Origin of the sequence: Staphylococcus sp. ACRSN (assembly GCF_022346615.1) — a bacterium.
Classification (GTDB): domain Bacteria; phylum Bacillota; class Bacilli; order Staphylococcales; family Staphylococcaceae; genus Staphylococcus.
Genome location: NZ_JAKRNS010000001.1, coordinates 242,645 through 263,952 on the forward strand (window position 1 = coordinate 242,645; position 21,308 = coordinate 263,952).

Below are 21,308 nucleotides of genomic sequence, written 5' to 3' on the forward strand. Positions count from 1 at the left end.
GTGACAGGATGGGCAAAGTATATTTAGTAGGTGCAGGTCCAGGAGATCCTGATTTGATAACGGTAAAAGGGTTAAAGGCAATAGAACAAGCAGATGTTATTTTATATGATCGTTTGGTAAATAAAGAACTATTAAATCATGCTTCACCTTTAGCCAAATTTATGTATTGTGGTAAAGATCCAAATCATCATTCATTACCACAAGAAGATACAAATAAATTGTTAGTAAGTTTGGCTAAAAAAGGCCTAACTGTCACTCGCTTAAAAGGTGGAGATCCCTTTATCTTTGGTAGAGGGGGAGAAGAAGCAGAGGTATTGGCAGAGCAGCATATTCCATTTGAAGTTGTACCAGGTATAACTTCTGGTATTGCTGCACCAGCTTATGCTGGTATCCCGGTTACACACCGCGATTATAGTTCGTCTGTAGCATTTGTAACAGGTGTTATCAATAAAGGCATTGATAAAGATGAGTATTGGAGACATTTAGCTTTAGGACCTGAAACACTTTGCATATATATGGGCGTAAAGAAACTTCCTGAAATATGTAAATTGTTGACAACTAACGGCCGTTCAGTTGATACACCGGTAGCATTGGTGCATTTAGGGACATCTGAATATCAGAAAACGGTTGTCGGTACGTTAGACAATATCGTTGAAGTTGCTAAAGAAATTGAAAATCCAGCGATGATTGTTGTAGGTGAAGTCGTTCGACTCAGAGATCAAATTAGTTGGTTTGAAGCGTTACCTGTTGATGAAGCAGTTGCCAAATTGACGTATCAATAATAAGGAGGGGTTAGTGTGCGAGGTGTCTTATATGTCAGCCATGGTAGTAGAGTGGTTGAAGCGGTTGAAGAAGCGGAAGCATTCATTGAAAAGGTGAAAAATCAAATAGATATTCCGTTGCAAGAGACATGTTTCTTGGAATTAACGAGTCCTAACTTATCCCAAGGATTTGAACGTTTAGTAGAACAAGGTGCGACAGAAATTTCAGTAATACCGGTATTACTTTTAAGTGCTGGACACTATTTCAAGGATATCCCGGCAGAGATTGAAGAAAACCAACTTAAACATCCTCATGTTAGCGTTTCGTATGGTCAACCACTGGGTGTACAACAACGATTGACTACAATTTTGAAAGAAAGAATAGAAGAAACAGGTATTGAACCGAAAAGTGATGCAAAAGTATTAGTGATTGGTAGAGGTAGCTATAATCCACAAACACAAAAGGATATTACAGCGATTCGAGATCAATTATATAATCTTACTGATTTATCCGATATAGATGTTTGTTACTTAGCAGCTTGTGGTCCAAAGTTTGAGAATGCCTTGCAAGAGGCAGTTGAAGCAGGTCATTCTCAAATATTTATTGTCCCGTACTTGTGGTTTACAGGTATATTAGAACAACATATCGAAAGTACTGTGAATAGTTATGATGTAGATTGTGACATTGTACTTTGTCATAGACTTGGTCATCATAAGTATATACAGCATGCATTGAAAGATAGAGTATTAGAAACATTTGAGCTTATTAGCCAGTAAATATAAATGTAGAGAGGGAAGTGAAGTAATGCCTTTGATTCCACTCATGTTTGATATATCTGACAAACAGGTTGTAGTTGTTGGTGGTGGGAAAGTTGCAGAACGGAGGATAATAACATTAATGGAATACACAAGTCACATTCTTGTTATTAGTCCGACACTGACCACGGTGTTGCAAGAATTATTTGAAAATTCTGTAATTAAATGGTGCAAAAGAGAATTTCGCGATGGTGACGTTCAAATTGCATCGTTGATTGTAGTAGCAACAAATAATTCTGATACAAATACCAAGGTTCTTAAATCTAAACCAGCCCATGCTTTAATTAACTACGCCGAAGATGTCACAGCTGGAGATATTGCTTTTCCGAGTATTTTACAAAGAGGCAAACTGACTCTTAGCGTTTCGACACATGGTGCGAGCCCAGGACTCACTTCTCAAATATTACAAGAATTTCGTGAACGCTTTGATGCGCATTATGAAACATATGTAGATTTCTTATATGAATGTAGACAACGAGTTAAACAGAGTAATTTATCGATAACTCAGAGAAGACAATTTTTAAAAGAAATATTGTCTGAAGATTATCTAAATAAAAATAAACAACGTGAAGTAAGAACATGGTTAGATTCAATAACCTAATAAATCGAAAGGGGTACGACGCATGCATAAATTATTTATATTTGCACTTGCTGGTTTTCTTGCACAACTGATAGATGGGTCATTAGGAATGGGCTTCGGTGCTTCCTCATCGTCTATATTATTAACGTTTGGCGTGGCTCCAGCTATTGCTTCAGCGACAATTCATTTTTCTGAAATAGCTACTACGGCAGCATCAGGAACGTCACACTTGAAATTCGAAAATGTGCATAAACCGACTTTAATTAAGTTAGCCATTCCAGGTGCAATTACTGCATTTATTGGCGCCGCGTTCCTTAGCAATATTCACAGCGACTTGATTAAACCGTTTATTGCCGTGTTCCTACTTACTATGGGAATTTATATTTTGTATCAATTCTTATTTAAAAGAAATCAACAGCTTTCTGACGATATTAATCCCGACAAAGGCGGTCGTTTTGCAATGATACCGCAAGGCTTAGTGGCAGGTTTTTTAGATGCTGTTGGTGGCGGTGGCTGGGGGCCAGTTAATACCCCATTACTATTAGCATCGAAAAAGTTAGAGCCGAGATACGCTATTGGTACTGTATCCGCTAGTGAATTTTTTGTTACGATTTCAGCTTCACTTGGCTTTATTATTTTCCTTGGTTGGGATCAAATCAACTGGGCATTGGTAATTTCATTGAGTGTAGGTGGTATGTTAGCCGCGCCAATCGCTGCATGGTTTGTCAAAATTTTACCAATGAATATTTTAGCAGTTTGTGTGAGTGGTTTAATTATTTTTACAAATAGTAGTTCACTATTAAGTGTGTTTAATCCTGGTACAACAGTATCTTTAACTATAAAAGTAGGCCTTATTGTTGTTTGGATAGGTTTAGTATTTTTTGCATTATCTCAAAATAAAAAATTGCCTTTTTCTGTTTCTAAAAAAAAGGCCAACGTAAATGAACTAGATTAAAAAATTGAAGGAAGTGTATAACGATGACAGTAACAAATAAACAAAAAAATGATACAATCCAGCCTCATGGTGGGACATTGATTAATAGACAAGTAGAAGGTGCTGACAGAGAACAATTAATTCAAGAAGCACAGAATTTTCCTGAGATTACGTTAAACCCATGGAGTTTGTCAGATTTAGAACTCATCTCTATTGGTGGATTTAGTCCATTAGAAGGTTTTATGGGTGAAGCTGACTATACTCAAGTGGTAGAAAATGTTCATTTGAGTAATGGATTGGTTTGGAGTATTCCAATCACGTTGCCAGTCGATAAATCTCGAGCAGATGAGTTAAATATCGGTGATAGAATAGCTTTATATGGTGAGGATAAACATCTTTACGGCGTACTTGATTTAGAAGAAAAATATGAGTATGACAAAGAAAAAGAAGCGAAATATGTATACGGTACGACAGATGTTGATCATCCAGGTGTGAAAAAAGTCTACGAAAAAGGAAATATTTATTTAGCAGGCCCAGTGCATTTAGTGGATAGACCAAAGCATGATGAATTTGTAGATTTTCACTTAGACCCAGTTGAAACAAGACAATTATTTAATGATTTAGGTTGGAAAACGGTCGTTGGATTCCAAACAAGAAACCCTGTACACAGAGCCCATGAATATATTCAAAAAGCTGCTTTAGAATCAGTAGATGGCTTATTATTAAACCCACTTGTTGGTGAAACGAAATCAGATGATATTCCAGCAGCAGTTAGAATGGAAAGCTATCAAGCGATATTAAAACACTATTATCCAGCAGATAGAACGCGATTAGTTATTTACCCAGCTGCGATGAGATATGCAGGTCCTCGTGAAGCAATTTTACATGCTACAGTACGTAAAAATTATGGTTGTACGCATTTTATTGTCGGTCGTGATCACGCAGGTGTAGGCGATTACTATGGAACATATGAAGCGCAGGAATTAATTTCTCAATATGAAGATGAATTAGGTATCCATATCCTAAAATTTGAGCATGCATTTTATTGTAAAAAGTGTGAGAATATGGCAACAGCTAAAACATGTCCGCATGATGCTAGTGATCACTTACATTTAAGTGGTACAAAAGTACGTGAAAAATTAAGAAATGGTGAATCATTACCGAAAGAATTCTCAAGACCAGAAGTAGCTGAAGTATTAATTAGAGGTTTACAAGAGAAATAATGATCAAAGGAGTCCAATGATGAGTACATCTAAAAATATTACATGGCATGATTCGGAAGTAAAAAAAGTTGAAAGACAGCATCGCAATAAACATAAAAGTGTAGTGATTTGGTTTACAGGGTTATCTGGATCGGGTAAATCTACGGTTTCAGTTGCGCTGGAGCAAGAATTATTTAAACAACAAGTTCAAACATACCGTTTAGATGGCGATAATATTCGTCATGGTTTAAATAATAATCTTGGTTTTAGCCCAGAAGATAGAAAAGAAAACATTCGTCGTATTGGTGAAGTTGGTAAATTAATGGTTGATGCTGGTTTAGTTACCGTGACGGCGTTCATTTCTCCTTATAGAGAAGATAGAGACGCAGTACGTGAATTACTAGAAGATGATGAATTTATTGAAGTTTATACAAAATGTAGCCTTGATGAATGTGAAGCGAGAGATCCTAAGGGTTTATATCAAAAAGCTAGAAGTGGTGAAATTCAAGGCTTTACAGGTATTAATGCACCATATGAAGAGCCAGTTAATCCAGAAATTGTAATTGATACTGAAAATAATAGCGTAGAAGAATCTGTACGTTATATTATCTCTTATTTAAAATCACATGCTTATATTAAAAATAAATAAATATAAGCATGGGGGTAAATATTATGTCGTGAATTTAATTCGAAAAATGCGTCATAATTATAAGGAGCGTTGGCATATATGGCAATGTTAAATCAATTTGCTTTTATTTTTCTTTTGATTTTAATTGTTAGTGTGATATTAGGTGTGATTCTTGTGAATAAAGGACAACAAAGGAAAAACTTTCTCAGGGAATTACGGATTATTGTAATATTATGCGCGGTCGCTTTGATTGCACTTTGCACTTTGATAGTGACATCACAAATGCTATATTGAGTTAGTGATATTGCAAAAATATAATGAATTATCATTTATATAGAAATTATTTTTTCAAAATGTTATAGTGTATCAATGAATTTTGAAGAAGTTTCACTCATTATGATAAGTGATTATAATAAATGATGGCTTTCAAGTAAGGAAGGTTATGAAGATGAAAAAGTGCATTCAAGACGTACCTAAAATAGAACTGCATTGCCATTTAGATGGTTCAGTAAGTCGTGACTTGATTAAGCAACTCGCATTTGAACAGCAGATTGTACTCAATGAAGATAATTTGATTGTCAGCGAATCTTGCGAAAGTTTGAACGAATATTTACAATGCTTTGATGAAATACTTAAGGTATTACAAACGAAAGATAGTTTGAAAAGAGCGGTCATAGACGTGACGCAACAAGCAGACCGTGACAATGTGAAATACATAGAAATTCGATTTGCACCTTTCTTTCATATGGATAAAGGTTTGAATTTAACAGAAATCTTTGAAGCAATAGAAGAGGGCGTGGACTCAGCTATTGCTTTAACTGATGTTAAAGTGAATATATTGGTTTGTGCCATGCGTCAACAAGAAGCAGAAATAAATGCGACATTATTTGACTATTTACAACAACGTGATAGTCAATTTGTCTGTGGTATTGATTTTGCTGGTCCGGAAGCACCTTTTCCTCCCACAAAAATTGAGTCACAAATACAGTATGGTGTCGATAAAGGTTTTAATTTAACTTTGCATGCAGGTGAATGTGGTTGTGTGCAAAATGTGGTGGAATCAATAAGAATGGGTGCAAAACGCATCGGTCATGGTGTCGCAATTAATCAGGATGAAGCAGTGTTACAAGAAGTGAAAAAGCAAAATATACTGTTAGAAATATGCCCTAAAAGTAATATTCAAACGAAGGCTATACAAGATTTATCTGAATTGAATATGACCTATTTACTGGAACAAGACATACCGTTTCTAATCAATACAGATAATCGTACGGTTACGCAAACGAGTTTGAATGCTGAATATGAGTTATTAGTAGAGCATGATTTGATCAATATTCAACAAATAAAAATGATTAATCAAAAGGCTGTAGAATATACATTTATTTCTGATGAAGAGCAACAAGTATTAAAAAATAAGCTATCAAATTCGTAACTTAGCGAAAATTTTAGCATTATATTTAACTCTCGAGACTCGAAAGAGAACACGAGGGTTTTTTTATGCAAAAAAGGCATAAAAATACAAAATGTTCATAGGTTGCATTTGTATATAAAACGAATATTTATTCATATATTGTATGTTCATACATCTGCGTTTTAGGTAGTCCTAAAGTACGATTGAGGTCGGGGTAATATTCTGTTTTACTATAAATTAAGCGTTATATTATAGAAACTGTCTAGGCACAAAAAATGGAAATCATGTCATTTATTTAGATAGACAGTGGATGTTTCATTTTATTGTTTGGCATGCAATGGCGCATCGTATCTCTAAAATGACAACTTAAGCGTAGAAGGGAAAAGAAATACATGCAAAATTATTGGAAAATATTACCGCCAAGTGTGTGCTTACTTATCTTAATGATATGTATACATCTAAATTTAACAAATAATGTTGATACAGCAGTGTATCAATGGTTACATCAATCATTGAGTAGTAATGTAGTAGAACGTTATCTGAAAATCATTTCGGATGTTTTTTCGCCATTCAATTGTTTGATTTTGATACTACTTATTTTAGCTATCTTATTTTTTGTTAATAAATTCAAATTTTGGTGGTATGGATTTTGGTGCTTCTGTGTACTACTCATTGGCACATTTTTGAAAAACATTATCCAACGCCCAAGACCGAGTGCATCCTTTGATGGGTACAGCTTCCCAAGTATGCATGTACTAAGTGTCTGTTTGTTGGTTGTACTTGTATTATTGTTGAAGCGTAACAGTATACTATATGTGTTAAGTCTGGTATTGGTTATTTCTATTATGATATCTAGAATTTATTTACAAGCACATTATTTTACAGATACTATGGGTAGTCTGTTTGTATTGTGGGCGATGGTTCAAGCATTGCAAATCGCACGTAAGAGTGATGTGCGGTTTCAAAGTAAGTATTTTAAAGAGCGACTACAACAAAATTAACTAAGTTGATACTAAAATGTAAAAACCTCTCCATCATAGTTATTTAATTAGCTATGATGGAGAATTTTTTTGAATTTATATCTATTTGTATCAGTAAATTAATAGCATATTCGTTGAATTCATAGTCAATTGAATTTTACGGAGGTGCTATTATATTTAATTTCTGATAAATAAAATATACACGATTACATTAAACTATATTAGTTACTAATGTTTATAAAGTTAAATTTCTAATTTAAATGGAATATAAGTAAATTTTTGTTTGAAACGCTTTCAAAATAAGATTATAATAAAATAATAAATTTGAAGGGGTTGTAATAAAGTGAAAGTAAATAAAAGTTTAATATTTATATTGGGGGCACTCGGTGGTTTATTGTATGGATATGATAACGGTGTCATTTCTGGTGCGTTACTATTTATACATGATGATATTCCATTGAATAGTTTTACAGAGGGGCTAGTAGTAGCATCTATGTTAGTAGGTGCGATTATTGGTGCAGGTAGTAGTGGTCCCTTATCCGATAAAATCGGACGACGACGACTTGTATTAATTATTGCAATTGTTTATATTATAGGATCTTTAATTATGGCATTTACACCTAATATGCCTGTTTTAGTATTAGGTAGATTGATTATTGGTTTAGCAGTAGGTGGTTCAATGGCGACGGTTCCAGTATACTTGTCAGAAATGGCACCTACAGAATACCGTGGTTCTTTGGGTTCGTTAAACCAATTGATGATTACGATTGGTATATTAGCAGCGTATCTTGTGAATTTTGCATTTTCCGATATAGAAGGTTGGAGATGGATGTTAGGGTTAGCTGTAGTACCTTCTGTTATCTTATTAGTAGGTATAGCATTTATGCCGGAAAGTCCAAGATGGTTATTAGAACATCGTAGTGAAAAAGCAGCACGTGATGTAATGAAGATTACATTTAATAATGAAAAAGAAATTAATACAGAAATAAAAGAGATGAGAGAGATTTCAGCTGTATCTGAATCTACTTGGGCAATTTTAAAATCACCATGGTTGAGACCTACATTAATAATTGGTTGTGTATTTGCATTGTTTCAACAAATAGTAGGAATTAATGCCATAATTTTTTATGCACCAACGATATTTAGTAAAGCAGGATTAGGTGAAGCTACATCTATATTAGGTACGGTTGGTATAGGTACGATTAATGTTATCGTTACTATAATTGCAGTATTTATTGCAGATAAAATTGATCGTAAGAAATTATTGGTCACTGGTAATATTGGAATGATAGCTTCATTGTTGATTATGGCAATTTTAATATGGACAATTGGTATTGAATCTTCAGCCATAATAATTATTATTTGTTTGTCATTGTTTATTGTATTCTTTGGAATGACATGGGGTCCTATCCTATGGGTAATGTTGCCAGAAATGTTCCCAATGCGAGCAAGAGGTGCTGCAACAGGTATGGCAACTTTAGTATTGAATTTTGGTACGTTATTGGTTGCACAGCTCTTCCCAGTGTTAAACGGAGCGTTAAGTACAGAGTGGGTATTCTTAATCTTTGCAATTATAGGTGTATTAGCTATGATATTTGTAATTAAATACTTACCAGAAACACGTGGACGTAGTTTAGAAGAAATAGAATATGATTTACGTAAAAAAACTTCAGGCGCAAGTCCTTCAGAAATTTCATAAAATAGTGATTGTTACATTGATGAACACAGAATATTAGATAAAAAAGCCCTTAAATGAATTTTAAAAATTCTTTTAAGGGCTTTTATTTTTTAATATATACTCAGGCCTTGTCTTTAATTATTCGGTTCTTTTTGCGTTTGACTCGCATGTACATCAATATAGTAGCAATGAGCCATATAGGTAAGAAATAAACGGCTTTTCTTGTATCGTCAGAAAAGAATAATAAAACGAAAACAAAAAAGAAAAATGCAAGGACGGTATAACCTGATATAAAGCCACCTTTTAATTTGAACACATTTTGCTTATGTTCTTTTTTATTTGTATGGGCGTATTTAATATAGGAAACTATAATCAAAATCCAAACAAGTAAATACAATACCGTTGAAATTGTTGTAATATAAATAAAAAGTTGCATCGTATTCGGAAAAATATAGTTTAACATTACCGCTACTAACAATATAGAGGTTGAAATAAACATCGCTATATGTGGTACGCCATGCTTATTAGTCTTGCCCATTAAAGCTGGTGCTTGTTTGTCTTGTGCTAAACCATAAAGCATTCTACTATCTGAAAAAATACCACTGTTTGTAGCAGAAGCGGCAGCAGTTAATACTACAAAGTTGATCGCACTAGCTGCAAAAGGTATCCCAATAAGCGCGAATACTTGTACAAACGGACTTTTATCGGCTGATATATGGTTCCACGGCGTTATGGACATAATAACGACTAGTGATCCAACATAAAATAATAATATTCTAATAGGAACGCTATTAACAGCACGAGGTATAGAAACTTGAGGATTTTTTGTTTCTCCTGCAGTAACCCCAATTAACTCGATACCTATAAATGAATAGACTGCCATTTGGAATGACATTAAAAAGCCATATGCACCATGAGTGAACACACCATTTTCATATAAATTACTGAAACTAGCAGTGGAATGATCAGTTTTAAAGCCTAAAAAAATAAATGCTAAACCGACAATGATTAATACGACGATTGTGACAATTTTAATCATAGAGAACCAAAATTCGATTTCTCCAAATAAGTTAGAACCTAATGAGTTAAAAGCCATCAGTAACAGAACGATGAATAAAATTGTAAGCCAGTTTGGTATATTTGATGACCAATAGCTCACATATGATCCCATAGCTGTTAAATCGGACATACTTGAAGTAATCCAACTCATCCAGTATGTCCAACCAATCAAGAAACCAGCATAAGGACCAAGTTGGTCATTTGCGATATCTACGAACGATTTATATCTAGAATTGCTTAGTAATAATTCTCCCAGTCCCCGCATAAACATGAATAGAACTACACCAATAATTAAATATGTAAAAATAATAGATGATCCAGTCAATGAAATTGTTTGACCAGAGCCTAGAAATAAGCCTGTACCAATAGCTCCGCCAATTGCAATTAACTGAATATGTCTATTACTTAAACCCCTTTGAAGGTGATCTGACATTAAAATGACTCCTTTGTGTTCAAAGACGTAAGTAATTATCATCTATAATATTTGAAAAATAACTTTATTGCAAATTTTAACTAATGCAATTATATAAAATTAATTTATTATCAATTAATAATGATTAAAATGTAATTAGTTTTATTTTGTTCGCTAAAAAGTCCTATTTTATAGGATTATTCATATTTAGCGCTAATACGATGATTCATTTTTTCAATATAGAATTAAAAATTGAATTGACACTGATTATACAGTAGTGTATCGTACGTTAAAACATAGTAAACATATCGGAATAAAAATCAAAGTACTAATTATAATAAGTTATTGATTTTTAAATTGATTGATACTTTGTCTAATATGGCTTAAGGAGGCATTATGAAAACAAAATATAACATAGTTTTTCTAAGCTCTATTGGTATATGTACAGCATTTATTTTATATGGGGCAATTTTCACGAAGCAATTTGAAACTTTTACGACTGCCTTGACTCAGTATATTTCTGTTCAATTTAGTTGGTATTATCTTATTTTGGTCGTTATTTTCCTAGTATTGTGTCTATACTTATTATTTTCAAATTATAGAGATATTAAATTAGGTAAAGAAGATGAAGAACCAGAGTTTTCATTAATATCATGGTTTTCAATGTTATTTTGTGCAGGTATGGGCATGGGATTAGTGTTTTGGACCACTTCAGAACCAGTGAGTGATGCATTTATACTTTCACCAGACCACAAAGAGGGTTCTAAAGGAGCGATAGCATCGGCATTGCAATATTCCTTTTTCCATTGGGGCATCCATGCTTGGGCAGTCTATTGTATCGTTGCACTTGTCTTTGCGTATTTCAGTTTTTACAAAGGATATCCTGGTTTAGTTAGTGCGATGTTAAAACCATTGCTAGGAGAGGGCAAGTTACAAGGCTATATAGGAAATGTAAGTGATATATTAGCTGTAATTGCTACAGTAACTGGTGTCGCTGCAACACTTGGATTTGGAACAGCTCAAATTAATGACGGATTGAATTTTTTATTCGAGGTGCCATCGAATCTATTTGTTCAAACCTTTATTATTATCATGGCCACAGTAATATTTACGATTTCAGCTTGGTCCGGTATTAGTAAAGGCATCAAACATTTGAGTAATATCAATATGATTTTAGCAGTAATTATACTGGTCGCCGTATTTATTGTGGGACCAACGCTATACATACTTAATATGTTCACCAATACATTAGGGAACTACATGGCTAATTTTTTAAAAATGAGTTTAAGTCTACCTTTAGATGCAAATGATAAAAGATTTTCATGGATGAAAAATTGGACTTTGTTCTACTGGGCATGGTGGATTGCATGGTCTCCTTTTGTTGGAATATTTATTGCACGTATCTCAAAAGGGCGTACAATCAAGGAATTTATATTGGGTGTGTTATTTGTACCAGCGTTCATTTGTTTTGTGTTCTTTGCGGTTTTTGGCGGTGCTTCACTTTATTTAGAGGCCAACCACATTGCAAAAATTTCATCATTTAATACAGAAACGGCAACATTTGCTGTGCTTGAACATTTTCCATTTGGATTTATTTTAAGTATTTTAACTATTATTGTAGTAGCAATATTCTTTATTACTTCTGCTGATTCGGCAACTTATGTATTAGGTATGCTGACTTCTAAAGGTTCTCTTAATCCATCAGGGTTAATAAAGGTAAGTTGGGGCATTATTTTAGCATTATTTGCAATTATTATGTTCTATACAGGAGGGATGCAATCAATACAAAATTTGATGATTATCACAGCATTACCATTTTCAGTAATCATTATCTTGATGCTTATTTCGTTCTTTAAAGTACTCAGTGCAGATCATAAGAAGCAACCCAAGACAATTCAAGCAGAAGTATATCAACCATCTGAACGTGTTAAAGAAACTGAAAGCTAGTCACTCATACGCCACTTTTTAATTTAAAAATACTGAATTTTCCGAAAGTTTATACCTATACATGGGCATGAAAGGGGATTTAATAATGACTAAAAAAATACATTTTAATGCATTTGTACAAAATTCTCCATCACCTTATTCATCGGGGCTATGGAAGCATGAAAAGGATAGAGGAACTGAGCATAATAAATTAAGTTTTTGGACAAATTTGGCACAAACATTAGAAAAAGGTAAATTTGATTCAATATTTATTGCAGATGTTTTAGGTACTTACAATACGTATAATAATTCATTTGATACAGCAGCAAAGTATGCCGTGCAATTACCTTCACATGAGCCAACTGCCATTGTATCAGCTATGGCAGCTGCTACCCAGCACATAGGATTTGTACCTACAATTTCTACAACATATAGTCAACCGTATAGTTTGGCTCGTCAATTATCTACCTTAGATCATCTGACAGATGGACGTATTGGGTGGAACGTTGTGACATCTTATTTAGAAAGTGAAGCGGTAAATTTAGGTTTACCTGAACGATTATCAAAGGTAGAACGATATAATCGTGCAGATGAATTTCTAGAGGTTGCATATAAATTGTGGGAAGAGAGTTGGGAAGATGGGGCAGTAGTACAAGATGTTTCCACAGACACTTACGCAAATCCGAACAAAGTACACGCTGTGACATATCATGGACAATACTTTGATATTGATGGTCCGCATCTTGTGGAACCATCTGCACAACGCACACCGGTATTATTTCAAGCAGGTGCATCTGAAAGAGGAAAATCCTTTGCAGCAAAGCATGCAGAAGCAGTGTTTTCTAAACATAACTCATTAGCAGATCTACAACAGTTTGTAGATGAGATAGGAACGAAGGCAACAGCATATGGAAGAGGCAAAGGTGATGTTCGAGTCTATCCGATGGTATTACCTATTGTGGGTAAGACAGAAGCGGAGGCTTATGAGAAATATAAAGTGTTAGAGTCATATGTTAGTCATGAAGGCGTTGCGACATTATTAAGTGGTCATACGGGTATAGATCTTTCACACATAGATCCAGATAGTTATGTGGAAGATATTCAAACAGATGCTATTCAAGTGGATTTAGATTATTATGCAAAAGATACTACAAGAAAGTGGACCTTTAAAGAAGCATTGAAGCATCATTGTATTGGTAATGGTGCCGCTATATTTATTGGTACTAAAGAACAAGTGGCTGATCAATTTGAAACATGGGCAGTCGAAGGTGGTGCCTCTGGATTTAATATAACGCAAGCATATAGTCCAGGCACATTTGAAGAACTTATTGATGAAGTTATTCCTGTTTTGCAAAAAAGAGGACTTTATAGGACTTCATACGAAGGGACTACCTTACGAGAACATCTATACGGCAAAGGACAGAGTCATATTAGTAAATCACATCCAGCACAAAGAAATAAAAAGGTAATCAATTAATAACAAACTAACACTTGCTAAAGGTATGATGAGAATGGGGAATAAATCACCATGCATAAAAAAGAGAGCGAATCTGTAATAGATTTGCTCTCTTTTTCCAATGTGTAAAATTTATGATGGATATTATAATGGCGTGTTATCGAGAACTTTTTTAGGAATAGTTTCTAAAAAATGACGATATTCGTCTAAATTAATAGTATCATCCACAAATATGATTCTACCGCCATGTCTTGAATTGCTTTGCTTAATGTTTTTAATTCGATGATAGCCTGTTGATGTGGTTGCGAAATAACCAGTTGTATAATTCAAGTCGTCAGAAACGCAAAGCTCAGCAACGACACCTTCAAAACGATTAATACAAGCCGAGATTGCTAAAGCGTCTTGCACTCTATCATTATGATGATTGTGTCTTTCAAACATGAAATTAGTGACACGAATACCTCGTAAATCAGAACCATCTAATCGATGCCCATTATTGGATGACAAGACGATTGCACCACTATAACTGTTGCTATCTTTGATGTAAGACATTGCTATTTGAAGAACGTCTTCATTAATGTGGACTTGTGCCGCTAAATCACGAATGTTTTCATTATTATCATATAAAGGCAAGCTTTCAATAGTTATTAAAGGAAGTGAAACTTTTTCAATTTTTAAATTTAAGAAATCTACTTCGCCGTTTTCATGATTAAACCCTTTGTTAAAAAAGTGAAGTAGTTTGTCAGTGATATCTGTTTCGTTACATATGGTTTCTGCACCACTAATATGCTTGTTTTGTTGGCTTGAACGCATCTTAATACTATACATAATCTAATCTCCTTTTTTAAAATTATGGAATGCACGTAATAATAGATGTATATCATCCTTATTGTGAAAATAGGATAATGAGATACGTAATATGGGCTTTTCAACGGTTGGATACCTAAAATAACTTGCAAATATGCCTTGTGCTAATAAATTTTTATAGATTACTTCTGCATCTTTAAAGTTATCAAACTCAATATATTTGATTGGAGAAGTTGGCGGTTTAAATTTAGATGGCATCTTAAAGTTAAACAAGGTGTTAAAATATATACTCAATTGAGTTAACTTAGATTCCCGGTATGTTTGGGCGTGTAAATAAAGTAAATGTCGCTTGATTTGATATAAATTGTATAAGGGAAGTGCACTTGAATAAATTATAGGCCTAGCTAAATTCACTAACAGTTGTTTGATAATATGAGAGCACATAATAATTCCGCCTTGTGCACCTAGTGCTTTAGACAAGCTTGCTGTTAAAATATCAATGTTATCTAAACTATCATAGATTTCTAAACCTAGACCATGTGAGTGATCCACAACAAGTTGCGTATTAGGGTGTCGTTTTTTTAGTGTTGTAAGTCGATGCAAATCAGCTACGTCACCATGAGTTGAAAAAATACTATCAGTGACAATGACTTTTGTAGTGTTTGGGTAATGGCTGAGTTGTTCTTCTAATGTATCGTAGTCTAAATGTGGGAAAATTTGCTTTGATAAACCACTTAATTTAATACCGTCGATAATGCTGGCATGATTTCTAGCATCTGAAAACACAACAACGTCTTGCCCTTTAAATATATTGAATATAGCTAAATTTGCATCATAACCACTATTAGTAATAAGGCAATCTTCGAATGGGTAATATGAGCAGAATAAACGTTCAAGCTCATGATAAAGTATACTATTGCCACTAACTAAGCGAGAACTAGCATAGTTAATGCCATAGTATGCAAGGTAATCATTGAGATGATTTACGTTGATTGGTAATTGTGCCAATCCTAAATAATCATTCGATGTGAAATTGATATAAGTTTTTCCGTTAATGGTAATATATTTCTTAGAAACATATTCTGCTGTGTTTAACCTTCTAAAAGTAGGTTGTTGTCTCAATTTATTTAGACGTGCTTCAAAGTTAATCTTAATCACCCTTTTATTGTTCGGTTATATTAATATTATTAACTTAATCAAGGATGGTTGATAAAGATTTTGTGAAAATGTTTACCATTTTTTTAATTTCTTTGTTGGACATCGTAAGTATAGGTACAAAGGTCACGACATTTTCTAAGTTACGAATCATTAAACCACGTGCCTTACATTCAGCAATAATTGCTTCAACTTGATCTATAGATAAAGGATGCTTTGACGCTTTATCAGCTACTAATTCAACGCCATACATTAATCCTCTTCCTCGAATATCACCAACATGATTATGTGTTGCAAGTTTATGCAATTCATTATGCAACAATTTAGAAGTTTGTTGAATGTGACGTATAACCTGATTTTTTTTATACAGTTCAATATTTTCTAAAGCGACTGCGCAAACAAGTTGATTTCCTGTATACGTATGACCATGGAAAAATGTATTAACACCATGTGAATCACTTAAAAATGCATCATATATGTGTTGGGAGGTAAGTGTTGCGGCTAAAGGTAAATAGCCACCAGTAACGGCTTTGCCTAAACACATAATATCTGGTTCGACTTGTTCATGTTCACAAGCAAACATCTTTCCAGTTCTACCAAATCCGACAGCTACTTCATCACATATGAGTAAGATATTATATTTTTTGCATAGCTGCTCTACACCCTTAAGAAAGCCATGGGGATGGACAAATAGACCAGTAGCTCCTTGTATGAGTGGCTCTATGACAAACCCAACAATTTCATCAGCCTGTTGACGTAAAGTTGATTCGATTTCGTCTAGAATGGCATGTAACATTGCTTCTTCTGTATTGTATTGGCTTTGATACAATGATGGACTTGTAATTTGAATGTTTTCAAAGATTAAATCTTCAAATATTTGATGAAAGGTATCAATACCACCTACACTAACTGAACCTAATGTGTCACCATGATAACCGTTCTGTAATGTTAAGAATTTACATTTATTAGCATATTGGGGTTGGTTCAAATTTTTCCAATACTGATAAGCCATTTTAATCGCGATTTCTACAGCTGCACTACCAGTATCCGAATAGAATACTTTTTGCAGTGATTGTGGTGTAATGGAAACTAATTGTTCTGCAAGTTCAATAGAAGGAATGTTGGAAGAACCCAACAAGGTAGAATGAGCAATCTTTTTAAGTTGTCGATGAATGGCATGATTGAGTTGTTTATTATTGTGTCCATGAACGTTTACCCATAATGAGGCATAACCATCTAAATATTTTTTTCCATTTGTATCGTATAGGTAACTACCACGTCCCTTTTCTATAATGATAGGTGTTGATTGTCCGTAAACGCCCATTTGTGTGAATGGATGCCAAACATAATTCAAATCTTTATTTATAAGTTGTTTATTATTCATCATACTTTGCTCCTTTTAATCTTGCTAATAGTTGATTTGAAGATACTATGCTATGTACATTGGTTTCGCAAGTATACACAGTTGTAGCAAGCATTTTTTCTATTGTCTGTTTATTGTCTAATTCAATTGCTGTATGACTAAATTTGTTCATGATAATAACATTGTTAGGTAATACGCATTGTTCTAAATAGGATTGATGTACAATTATGTCACTGATTGCACCTAGTTTAGAAGGTGCTACACTAACGATGAAATCTGCAGTATCATTGATTAAATCGGTTGTCATATAATAGCTATCGTCATTTTCATAAATAGGTACTGCGATACCACCAGAGCCTTCTATTAATATGTAGTCATAGTGTTTTTCTAAATGTTGTAATTTAGTGAGTATCTTATTTCGATTAAATATTTGATGTGGCTCACGTTTGAATGCAAGATGAGGTGATACAGGATCTGAAAAAGTATAGAGTGATGTCTCCTCGTACCCAAGACCGCATTCAGTTTTATAGACTTCTAAATCTGGATATTGTCCAGGTGCACTTTCCTCAGTTTGAAAAGGTTTGAAAATACACACCTTTATCCCATCATTTTCTAATAATGTAAACAATTGTTTTGTGATATATGTTTTACCAATATCTGTGTTCGTTCCTGTTATAAAAATATTCATGTTGCACCTCTTTTGATTACAGTCTATTGCTATCATAAAACTTTTTTACCACAAATGTAAACTTAAAATAAAAATAAGTTTACATTTGTGAGTTGTGTGAAAGGAAAAATCATACGATGCGCGGATGTTATGAAAAATAAATTAATATAAAATTAGTATTATATAAAATAAAGGGGGATTAAAAATGTTATTGAAACATATTAATTTAACTGTAGATGATATTGTGGAATCGAGGGATTTTTTAATTAAATATTTTGGTTTAGTAATGAAAACTGAGCAAGGAAGAAATCCAGAGGTACTAACAGATGGGGAAGGGTTTATTCTAACGTTAATGAAAGGGCGTAAAGTATCGTATCCACAAACGTTTCATATTGGCTTTCCTCAACAGTCGAAAGAACAAGTCGATAAAATTAATTTAAAATTATTAGAAGGTGGATTTGAAGCACCAACACCGAAGCAAACGCCTCATGGTTATACATTTTATGTAATGGCACCAGGAGGATTTAAAGTTGAGGTTATGGCGTTTTAAGCGAGATGTTAATTTAATCAATAGAACGATATACTTAGCATATTTTGGAAGGTGTTTTGCTAGAATTGAAACGTCTTTTTAATCAGATTTTGTAAACTATAATCATTAATATCAGTGGAGTAATGACTATAGTTTGTGAGACTAATATTTTTTGCTAGATTTATTTTTTATTAATCTTTCTCTAAAATAAAGATTAATAAAAGGAGGATGCTGATGAAACAATATATAGTAGATGCATTTAGTGAAAATGTTTTTGGTGGAAATCCAGCTGCCGTTTGTATAGTAGAAGAAAGTTTAAGTGATGAACTTATGCTTGCAATTACCAAAGAGAACAATTTGTCAGAAACGGCATTTGCAGTTAGAAGAGGTGACAAATATCATTTAAGATGGTTTACGCCCGGCGGAGAAATTGATTTATGTGGGCATGCTACGTTAGCTACAGCTTATGTGTTAATGAATTATTATGATGCCGCATTATCTACTGTAACGTTTACAACGATGAGTGGTGATTTGATAGTAAATAGAAATGATGAGCTATATGAGATGGAATTTCCGCCATATGATTTAGAAAGTGTAAATCAATTAGATGAAATTGAAGCGGCAATTGGTATAAGACCACGTGAAGTTTTTAAGGGACGAGACTTGCTATGTGTATTAGATGATGAAAAGTCTGTTATTGACTTAAAACCAGATCTAAAGAAAGTAGCTGAATTAGAAGGATTGTTACTACAAGTGACGGCTGAAGGAACTGATTATGACTGTGTATCTAGAAGCTTTGCGCCCAAGCTAAATGTGGATGAAGATCCAGTTTGTGGTTCCGGTCATTGTCATATTATTCCTTATTGGTCTGAAAAATTAAATAAAGAAACGATTAACGCTTATCAAGCATCGGCACGTGGTGGAAGTATTTATGCTACATATAAAGATGGGACATTGACGCTTGCAGGAAAAGCGACATTGTTTGCAATAAGTGAACTATATATTGATTAAATAATTCGTATTACTAGGTTAATTGTAATACGAAAAAGCAGCAATTTTCGTAGAGAAAATTGCTGCTTTTTAATTATTTATGTGTGCTACATTAACATGGGTTATCCAGGTATATTTACAAAATCTTGTTGTTCTAATTTCACAGATTCTCCACGATTGTACATTTTTTCTGCATGTAACTCTCCCCAATAACAAAGAGAAGATAAAATCTTTCCTAGTGTCTCACCATATTCAGATAGCTCATATTCAACTTTAGGTGGCACTTGATCATAGACGATACGATTGATGATGCCGTCATTTTCTAATTCGCGAAGTTGTTGTGTTAACATTTTTTGGGTAATTGAAGGTATTGCACGTTTTAACGCAGATGTGCGCATAAGTCCATTGTTTTGCAAATGACATAAAATAACAGGTTTCCATTTACCTCCGATAACATCTATTGTAGCTTCTACACCGATATTATAAGTTTTACTCATATTTTCTCCTCCTTATAGGAACTAAAAAGTACCTATAGCACTTTTAAGTGCGTACTTCCTCTTTGTGTATGTGTAGTTTATATTAACACATATAATAAAAAAGAAGGAGTCATAAAAATTATGAATAATAATAAATTTGCTATTTTTGCATTAGCTATGTCAGCCTTTGCGATTGGTATGACAGAATTTATTAGTGTAGGCTTGTTACCACTAATTAAAGCATCATTTAACACAAGTATTTCAATGGCAGGATTAACAGTATCACTATATGCGATAGGAGTTACGATAGGCGCACCGGTGCTTACACCATTGACAAATAAGATGAAACGTAAACACTTGCTATTAGGTATTATGTTGATATTTATTATTGCCAATGCTTTAGCTGCAGTATCTGTAACATTTAGTATGTTATTGGCTATGCGTATCTTGTCAGCACTTATGCATGGCGTGTTTATGTCTATTGCTACTGCAATTGCAAGTGATTTAGTTACACCAGATAAACGTTCAAGTGCAATTGCAATGATGTTTACTGGATTAACAGTTGCTACAATAACAGGTGTGCCATTAGGTACTTGGATTGGTCAACAATTTGGTTGGGAAATGTCCTTCGTGGCAATTGCGGTTATCGGTTTAATTAGTCTTATAGGAAACTGGTTAGTTGTACCAAAAGATTTAAATGAATATGATCAAGCACCAATTGTTGAACAATTGAAAGTATTCAAGAATAAATCATTAATGATGATTTATTTAATTACTGCATTAGGTTATGGTGGTACATTTGTTGTGTACACGTATCTTACTACTATTTTGACAGATGTAATGCACTATAGTGACAACGCCGTAGTTATATTACTGATTGTTTATGGGGTTATGGTTGCAATTGGGAACACTTTAGGTGGAAAATTAACAAACCATCAACCGACAAAAGTACTAGTAGCTATCTTTACAATTCAAGCTATCGTACTATTATTTGTTGGTATTACAGTGACACACCAGCTTATCGGTACAATTGCAGTGTTATTGATGGGATTATTTGCCTTTATGAATGTTCCAGGATTACAGCTTATTGTTGTATTATTTGCAGAAAGAAAACAAAAATCTACAGTTAACTTTGCATCAAGTTTAAATATTGCGGCCTTTAATATTGGTATCACTTTAGGATCGGTCATTGGTGGATTTGTATTAAACCATTTTTCACTTACAATGACACCATATTTCGGTTTTATCATGGTTATTCTTGCGAGTATGATGATGTTCTTAACGTATAAAAAGGAAACAACTGAACAAGCATTACTTGGCGATACTTGTACTGAATAGGAAAATAAACAACATGGTATATTAATTGTTTATGAGAAAATTACATTATTTTAAGAGTAATTTTATTTCAAAAAAGTCAATTCACATCAATCAATTTATATTCTTTGAATTAGTATTAAAAACATTTTAAAATTGTATGT

General features: G+C 33.6%; 20 protein-coding genes. 14 read left to right on the forward strand and 6 right to left on the reverse strand.

Annotated features, from left to right (window positions below; genetic code table 11):
* The first annotated feature begins 8 nt into the window (after positions 1 to 8).
* From cobA to glcP, 9 genes are all read left to right on the forward strand, one after another.
* Complete coding sequence (cobA, locus tag MHZ36_RS01130; protein ID WP_239229061.1) at positions 9 to 782, forward strand: uroporphyrinogen-III C-methyltransferase; 774 nt, start codon at positions 9 to 11, stop codon at positions 780 to 782.
* A 15-nt stretch (positions 783 to 797) separates the two neighbouring features.
* Positions 798 to 1,538, forward strand: coding sequence for a sirohydrochlorin chelatase (locus MHZ36_RS01135; RefSeq protein WP_239229062.1), 741 nt, complete (start codon positions 798 to 800; stop codon positions 1,536 to 1,538).
* Positions 1,539 to 1,566: 28 nt separating this feature from the next.
* The gene (locus MHZ36_RS01140; protein WP_239229063.1) at positions 1,567 to 2,178 is read left to right on the forward strand and encodes an NAD(P)-binding protein; all 612 of its coding nucleotides are present in this window, start codon (positions 1,567 to 1,569) and stop codon (positions 2,176 to 2,178) included.
* Between the two features lie 22 nt (positions 2,179 to 2,200).
* Positions 2,201 to 3,112: a sulfite exporter TauE/SafE family protein gene (locus MHZ36_RS01145; protein ID WP_239229065.1), complete on the forward strand. Its 912-nt coding sequence runs from the start codon at positions 2,201 to 2,203 to the stop codon at positions 3,110 to 3,112.
* A 23-nt stretch (positions 3,113 to 3,135) separates the two neighbouring features.
* Positions 3,136 to 4,314 (forward strand): sulfate adenylyltransferase, encoded by a 1,179-nt coding sequence (sat, locus tag MHZ36_RS01150; protein ID WP_239229066.1) that lies wholly within the window; start codon positions 3,136 to 3,138, stop codon positions 4,312 to 4,314.
* A 19-nt stretch (positions 4,315 to 4,333) separates the two neighbouring features.
* Entirely contained in the window at positions 4,334 to 4,942 is a 609-nt protein-coding gene (cysC, locus tag MHZ36_RS01155; protein ID WP_239229067.1) for an adenylyl-sulfate kinase, read from the forward strand.
* Between the two features lie 427 nt (positions 4,943 to 5,369).
* Positions 5,370 to 6,353, forward strand: a complete 984-nt coding sequence (gene add / locus MHZ36_RS01160) for an adenosine deaminase (RefSeq protein ID WP_239229068.1) — start codon at positions 5,370 to 5,372, stop codon at positions 6,351 to 6,353.
* Positions 6,354 to 6,724: 371 nt separating this feature from the next.
* Entirely contained in the window at positions 6,725 to 7,333 is a 609-nt protein-coding gene (locus tag MHZ36_RS01165; protein WP_239229069.1) for a phosphatase PAP2 family protein, read from the forward strand.
* A gap of 322 nt (positions 7,334 to 7,655) precedes the next feature.
* Entirely contained in the window at positions 7,656 to 9,011 is a 1,356-nt protein-coding gene (gene glcP, locus MHZ36_RS01170; protein ID WP_239229070.1) for a glucose transporter GlcP, read from the forward strand.
* Positions 9,012 to 9,111: 100 nt separating this feature from the next.
* On the opposite strand, the gene MHZ36_RS01175 is transcribed toward glcP, so the two are convergent.
* Positions 9,112 to 10,482, reverse strand: a complete 1,371-nt coding sequence (locus MHZ36_RS01175) for an amino acid permease (protein ID WP_239229071.1) — start codon at positions 10,480 to 10,482, stop codon at positions 9,112 to 9,114.
* Positions 10,483 to 10,857: 375 nt separating this feature from the next.
* On the opposite strand from MHZ36_RS01175, the gene MHZ36_RS01180 reads away from it, so the two are divergent.
* Together MHZ36_RS01180 and MHZ36_RS01185 are read left to right on the forward strand one after the other, a co-directional pair.
* Positions 10,858 to 12,408: a BCCT family transporter gene (locus MHZ36_RS01180; protein ID WP_239229072.1), complete on the forward strand. Its 1,551-nt coding sequence runs from the start codon at positions 10,858 to 10,860 to the stop codon at positions 12,406 to 12,408.
* 85 nt (positions 12,409 to 12,493) lie between these two features.
* Positions 12,494 to 13,864: an LLM class flavin-dependent oxidoreductase gene (locus tag MHZ36_RS01185; protein ID WP_239229073.1), complete on the forward strand. Its 1,371-nt coding sequence runs from the start codon at positions 12,494 to 12,496 to the stop codon at positions 13,862 to 13,864.
* A 123-nt stretch (positions 13,865 to 13,987) separates the two neighbouring features.
* Here MHZ36_RS01185 and MHZ36_RS01190 read toward each other — a convergent pair whose 3' ends face one another.
* Genes MHZ36_RS01190 through bioD form a run of 4 tightly spaced genes read right to left on the reverse strand, consistent with a single transcriptional unit; the run spans position 13,988 to position 17,856 of the window.
* Positions 13,988 to 14,671, reverse strand: coding sequence for a 6-carboxyhexanoate--CoA ligase (locus tag MHZ36_RS01190; protein WP_239229074.1), 684 nt, complete (start codon positions 14,669 to 14,671; stop codon positions 13,988 to 13,990).
* Positions 14,672 to 14,674: 3 nt separating this feature from the next.
* Positions 14,675 to 15,808 carry an aminotransferase class I/II-fold pyridoxal phosphate-dependent enzyme gene (locus MHZ36_RS01195; protein WP_239229076.1) on the reverse strand — a complete coding sequence of 378 codons (1,134 nt, stop codon included), beginning with the start codon at positions 15,806 to 15,808 and terminating at the stop codon, positions 14,675 to 14,677.
* Positions 15,809 to 15,842: 34 nt separating this feature from the next.
* Positions 15,843 to 17,192, reverse strand: coding sequence for an adenosylmethionine--8-amino-7-oxononanoate transaminase (gene bioA / locus MHZ36_RS01200; protein ID WP_239229079.1), 1,350 nt, complete (start codon positions 17,190 to 17,192; stop codon positions 15,843 to 15,845).
* Positions 17,182 to 17,856, reverse strand: a complete 675-nt coding sequence (gene bioD, locus MHZ36_RS01205; protein WP_343237189.1) for a dethiobiotin synthase — start codon at positions 17,854 to 17,856, stop codon at positions 17,182 to 17,184. The genes bioA and bioD overlap by 11 nt, the downstream gene beginning before the upstream one ends.
* A gap of 184 nt (positions 17,857 to 18,040) precedes the next feature.
* Between bioD and MHZ36_RS01210 the strand changes: the two genes are divergently transcribed.
* Positions 18,041 to 18,385: a VOC family protein gene (locus MHZ36_RS01210; protein ID WP_239229081.1), complete on the forward strand. Its 345-nt coding sequence runs from the start codon at positions 18,041 to 18,043 to the stop codon at positions 18,383 to 18,385.
* A 213-nt stretch (positions 18,386 to 18,598) separates the two neighbouring features.
* The gene (locus tag MHZ36_RS01215; protein ID WP_239229083.1) at positions 18,599 to 19,375 is read left to right on the forward strand and encodes a PhzF family phenazine biosynthesis protein; all 777 of its coding nucleotides are present in this window, start codon (positions 18,599 to 18,601) and stop codon (positions 19,373 to 19,375) included.
* Between the two features lie 101 nt (positions 19,376 to 19,476).
* Here MHZ36_RS01215 and MHZ36_RS01220 read toward each other — a convergent pair whose 3' ends face one another.
* Entirely contained in the window at positions 19,477 to 19,851 is a 375-nt protein-coding gene (locus tag MHZ36_RS01220; RefSeq protein WP_239229085.1) for a winged helix-turn-helix transcriptional regulator, read from the reverse strand.
* A gap of 120 nt (positions 19,852 to 19,971) precedes the next feature.
* Between MHZ36_RS01220 and MHZ36_RS01225 the strand changes: the two genes are divergently transcribed.
* Positions 19,972 to 21,168 (forward strand): MFS transporter, encoded by a 1,197-nt coding sequence (locus MHZ36_RS01225; RefSeq protein WP_239229087.1) that lies wholly within the window; start codon positions 19,972 to 19,974, stop codon positions 21,166 to 21,168.
* Positions 21,169 to 21,308: the final 140 nt, after the last annotated feature.

What these genes read in the sequence shown, in the direction of transcription:
- MHZ36_RS01210 (WP_239229081.1), top strand. Translation starts at nt 18,041, where the DNA reads ATGTTATTGAAACATATTAATTTAACTGTAGATGATATTGTGGAATCG.
- MHZ36_RS01215 (WP_239229083.1), top strand. Translation starts at nt 18,599, where the DNA reads ATGAAACAATATATAGTAGATGCATTTAGTGAAAATGTTTTTGGTGGA.
- cobA (WP_239229061.1), top strand. Translation starts at nt 9, where the DNA reads ATGGGCAAAGTATATTTAGTAGGTGCAGGTCCAGGAGATCCTGATTTG.
- sat (WP_239229066.1), top strand. Translation starts at nt 3,136, where the DNA reads ATGACAGTAACAAATAAACAAAAAAATGATACAATCCAGCCTCATGGT.
- bioA (WP_239229079.1), bottom strand. Translation starts at nt 17,192, where the DNA reads ATGATGAATAATAAACAACTTATAAATAAAGATTTGAATTATGTTTGG.
- add (WP_239229068.1), top strand. Translation starts at nt 5,370, where the DNA reads ATGAAAAAGTGCATTCAAGACGTACCTAAAATAGAACTGCATTGCCAT.
- MHZ36_RS01220 (WP_239229085.1), bottom strand. Translation starts at nt 19,851, where the DNA reads ATGAGTAAAACTTATAATATCGGTGTAGAAGCTACAATAGATGTTATC.
- MHZ36_RS01185 (WP_239229073.1), top strand. Translation starts at nt 12,494, where the DNA reads ATGACTAAAAAAATACATTTTAATGCATTTGTACAAAATTCTCCATCA.
- MHZ36_RS01190 (WP_239229074.1), bottom strand. Translation starts at nt 14,671, where the DNA reads ATGTATAGTATTAAGATGCGTTCAAGCCAACAAAACAAGCATATTAGT.
- MHZ36_RS01145 (WP_239229065.1), top strand. Translation starts at nt 2,201, where the DNA reads ATGCATAAATTATTTATATTTGCACTTGCTGGTTTTCTTGCACAACTG.
- MHZ36_RS01180 (WP_239229072.1), top strand. Translation starts at nt 10,858, where the DNA reads ATGAAAACAAAATATAACATAGTTTTTCTAAGCTCTATTGGTATATGT.
- MHZ36_RS01165 (WP_239229069.1), top strand. Translation starts at nt 6,725, where the DNA reads ATGCAAAATTATTGGAAAATATTACCGCCAAGTGTGTGCTTACTTATC.
- cysC (WP_239229067.1), top strand. Translation starts at nt 4,334, where the DNA reads ATGAGTACATCTAAAAATATTACATGGCATGATTCGGAAGTAAAAAAA.
- bioD (WP_343237189.1), bottom strand. Translation starts at nt 17,856, where the DNA reads ATGAATATTTTTATAACAGGAACGAACACAGATATTGGTAAAACATAT.
- MHZ36_RS01225 (WP_239229087.1), top strand. Translation starts at nt 19,972, where the DNA reads ATGAATAATAATAAATTTGCTATTTTTGCATTAGCTATGTCAGCCTTT.
- MHZ36_RS01175 (WP_239229071.1), bottom strand. Translation starts at nt 10,482, where the DNA reads ATGTCAGATCACCTTCAAAGGGGTTTAAGTAATAGACATATTCAGTTA.
- MHZ36_RS01140 (WP_239229063.1), top strand. Translation starts at nt 1,567, where the DNA reads ATGCCTTTGATTCCACTCATGTTTGATATATCTGACAAACAGGTTGTA.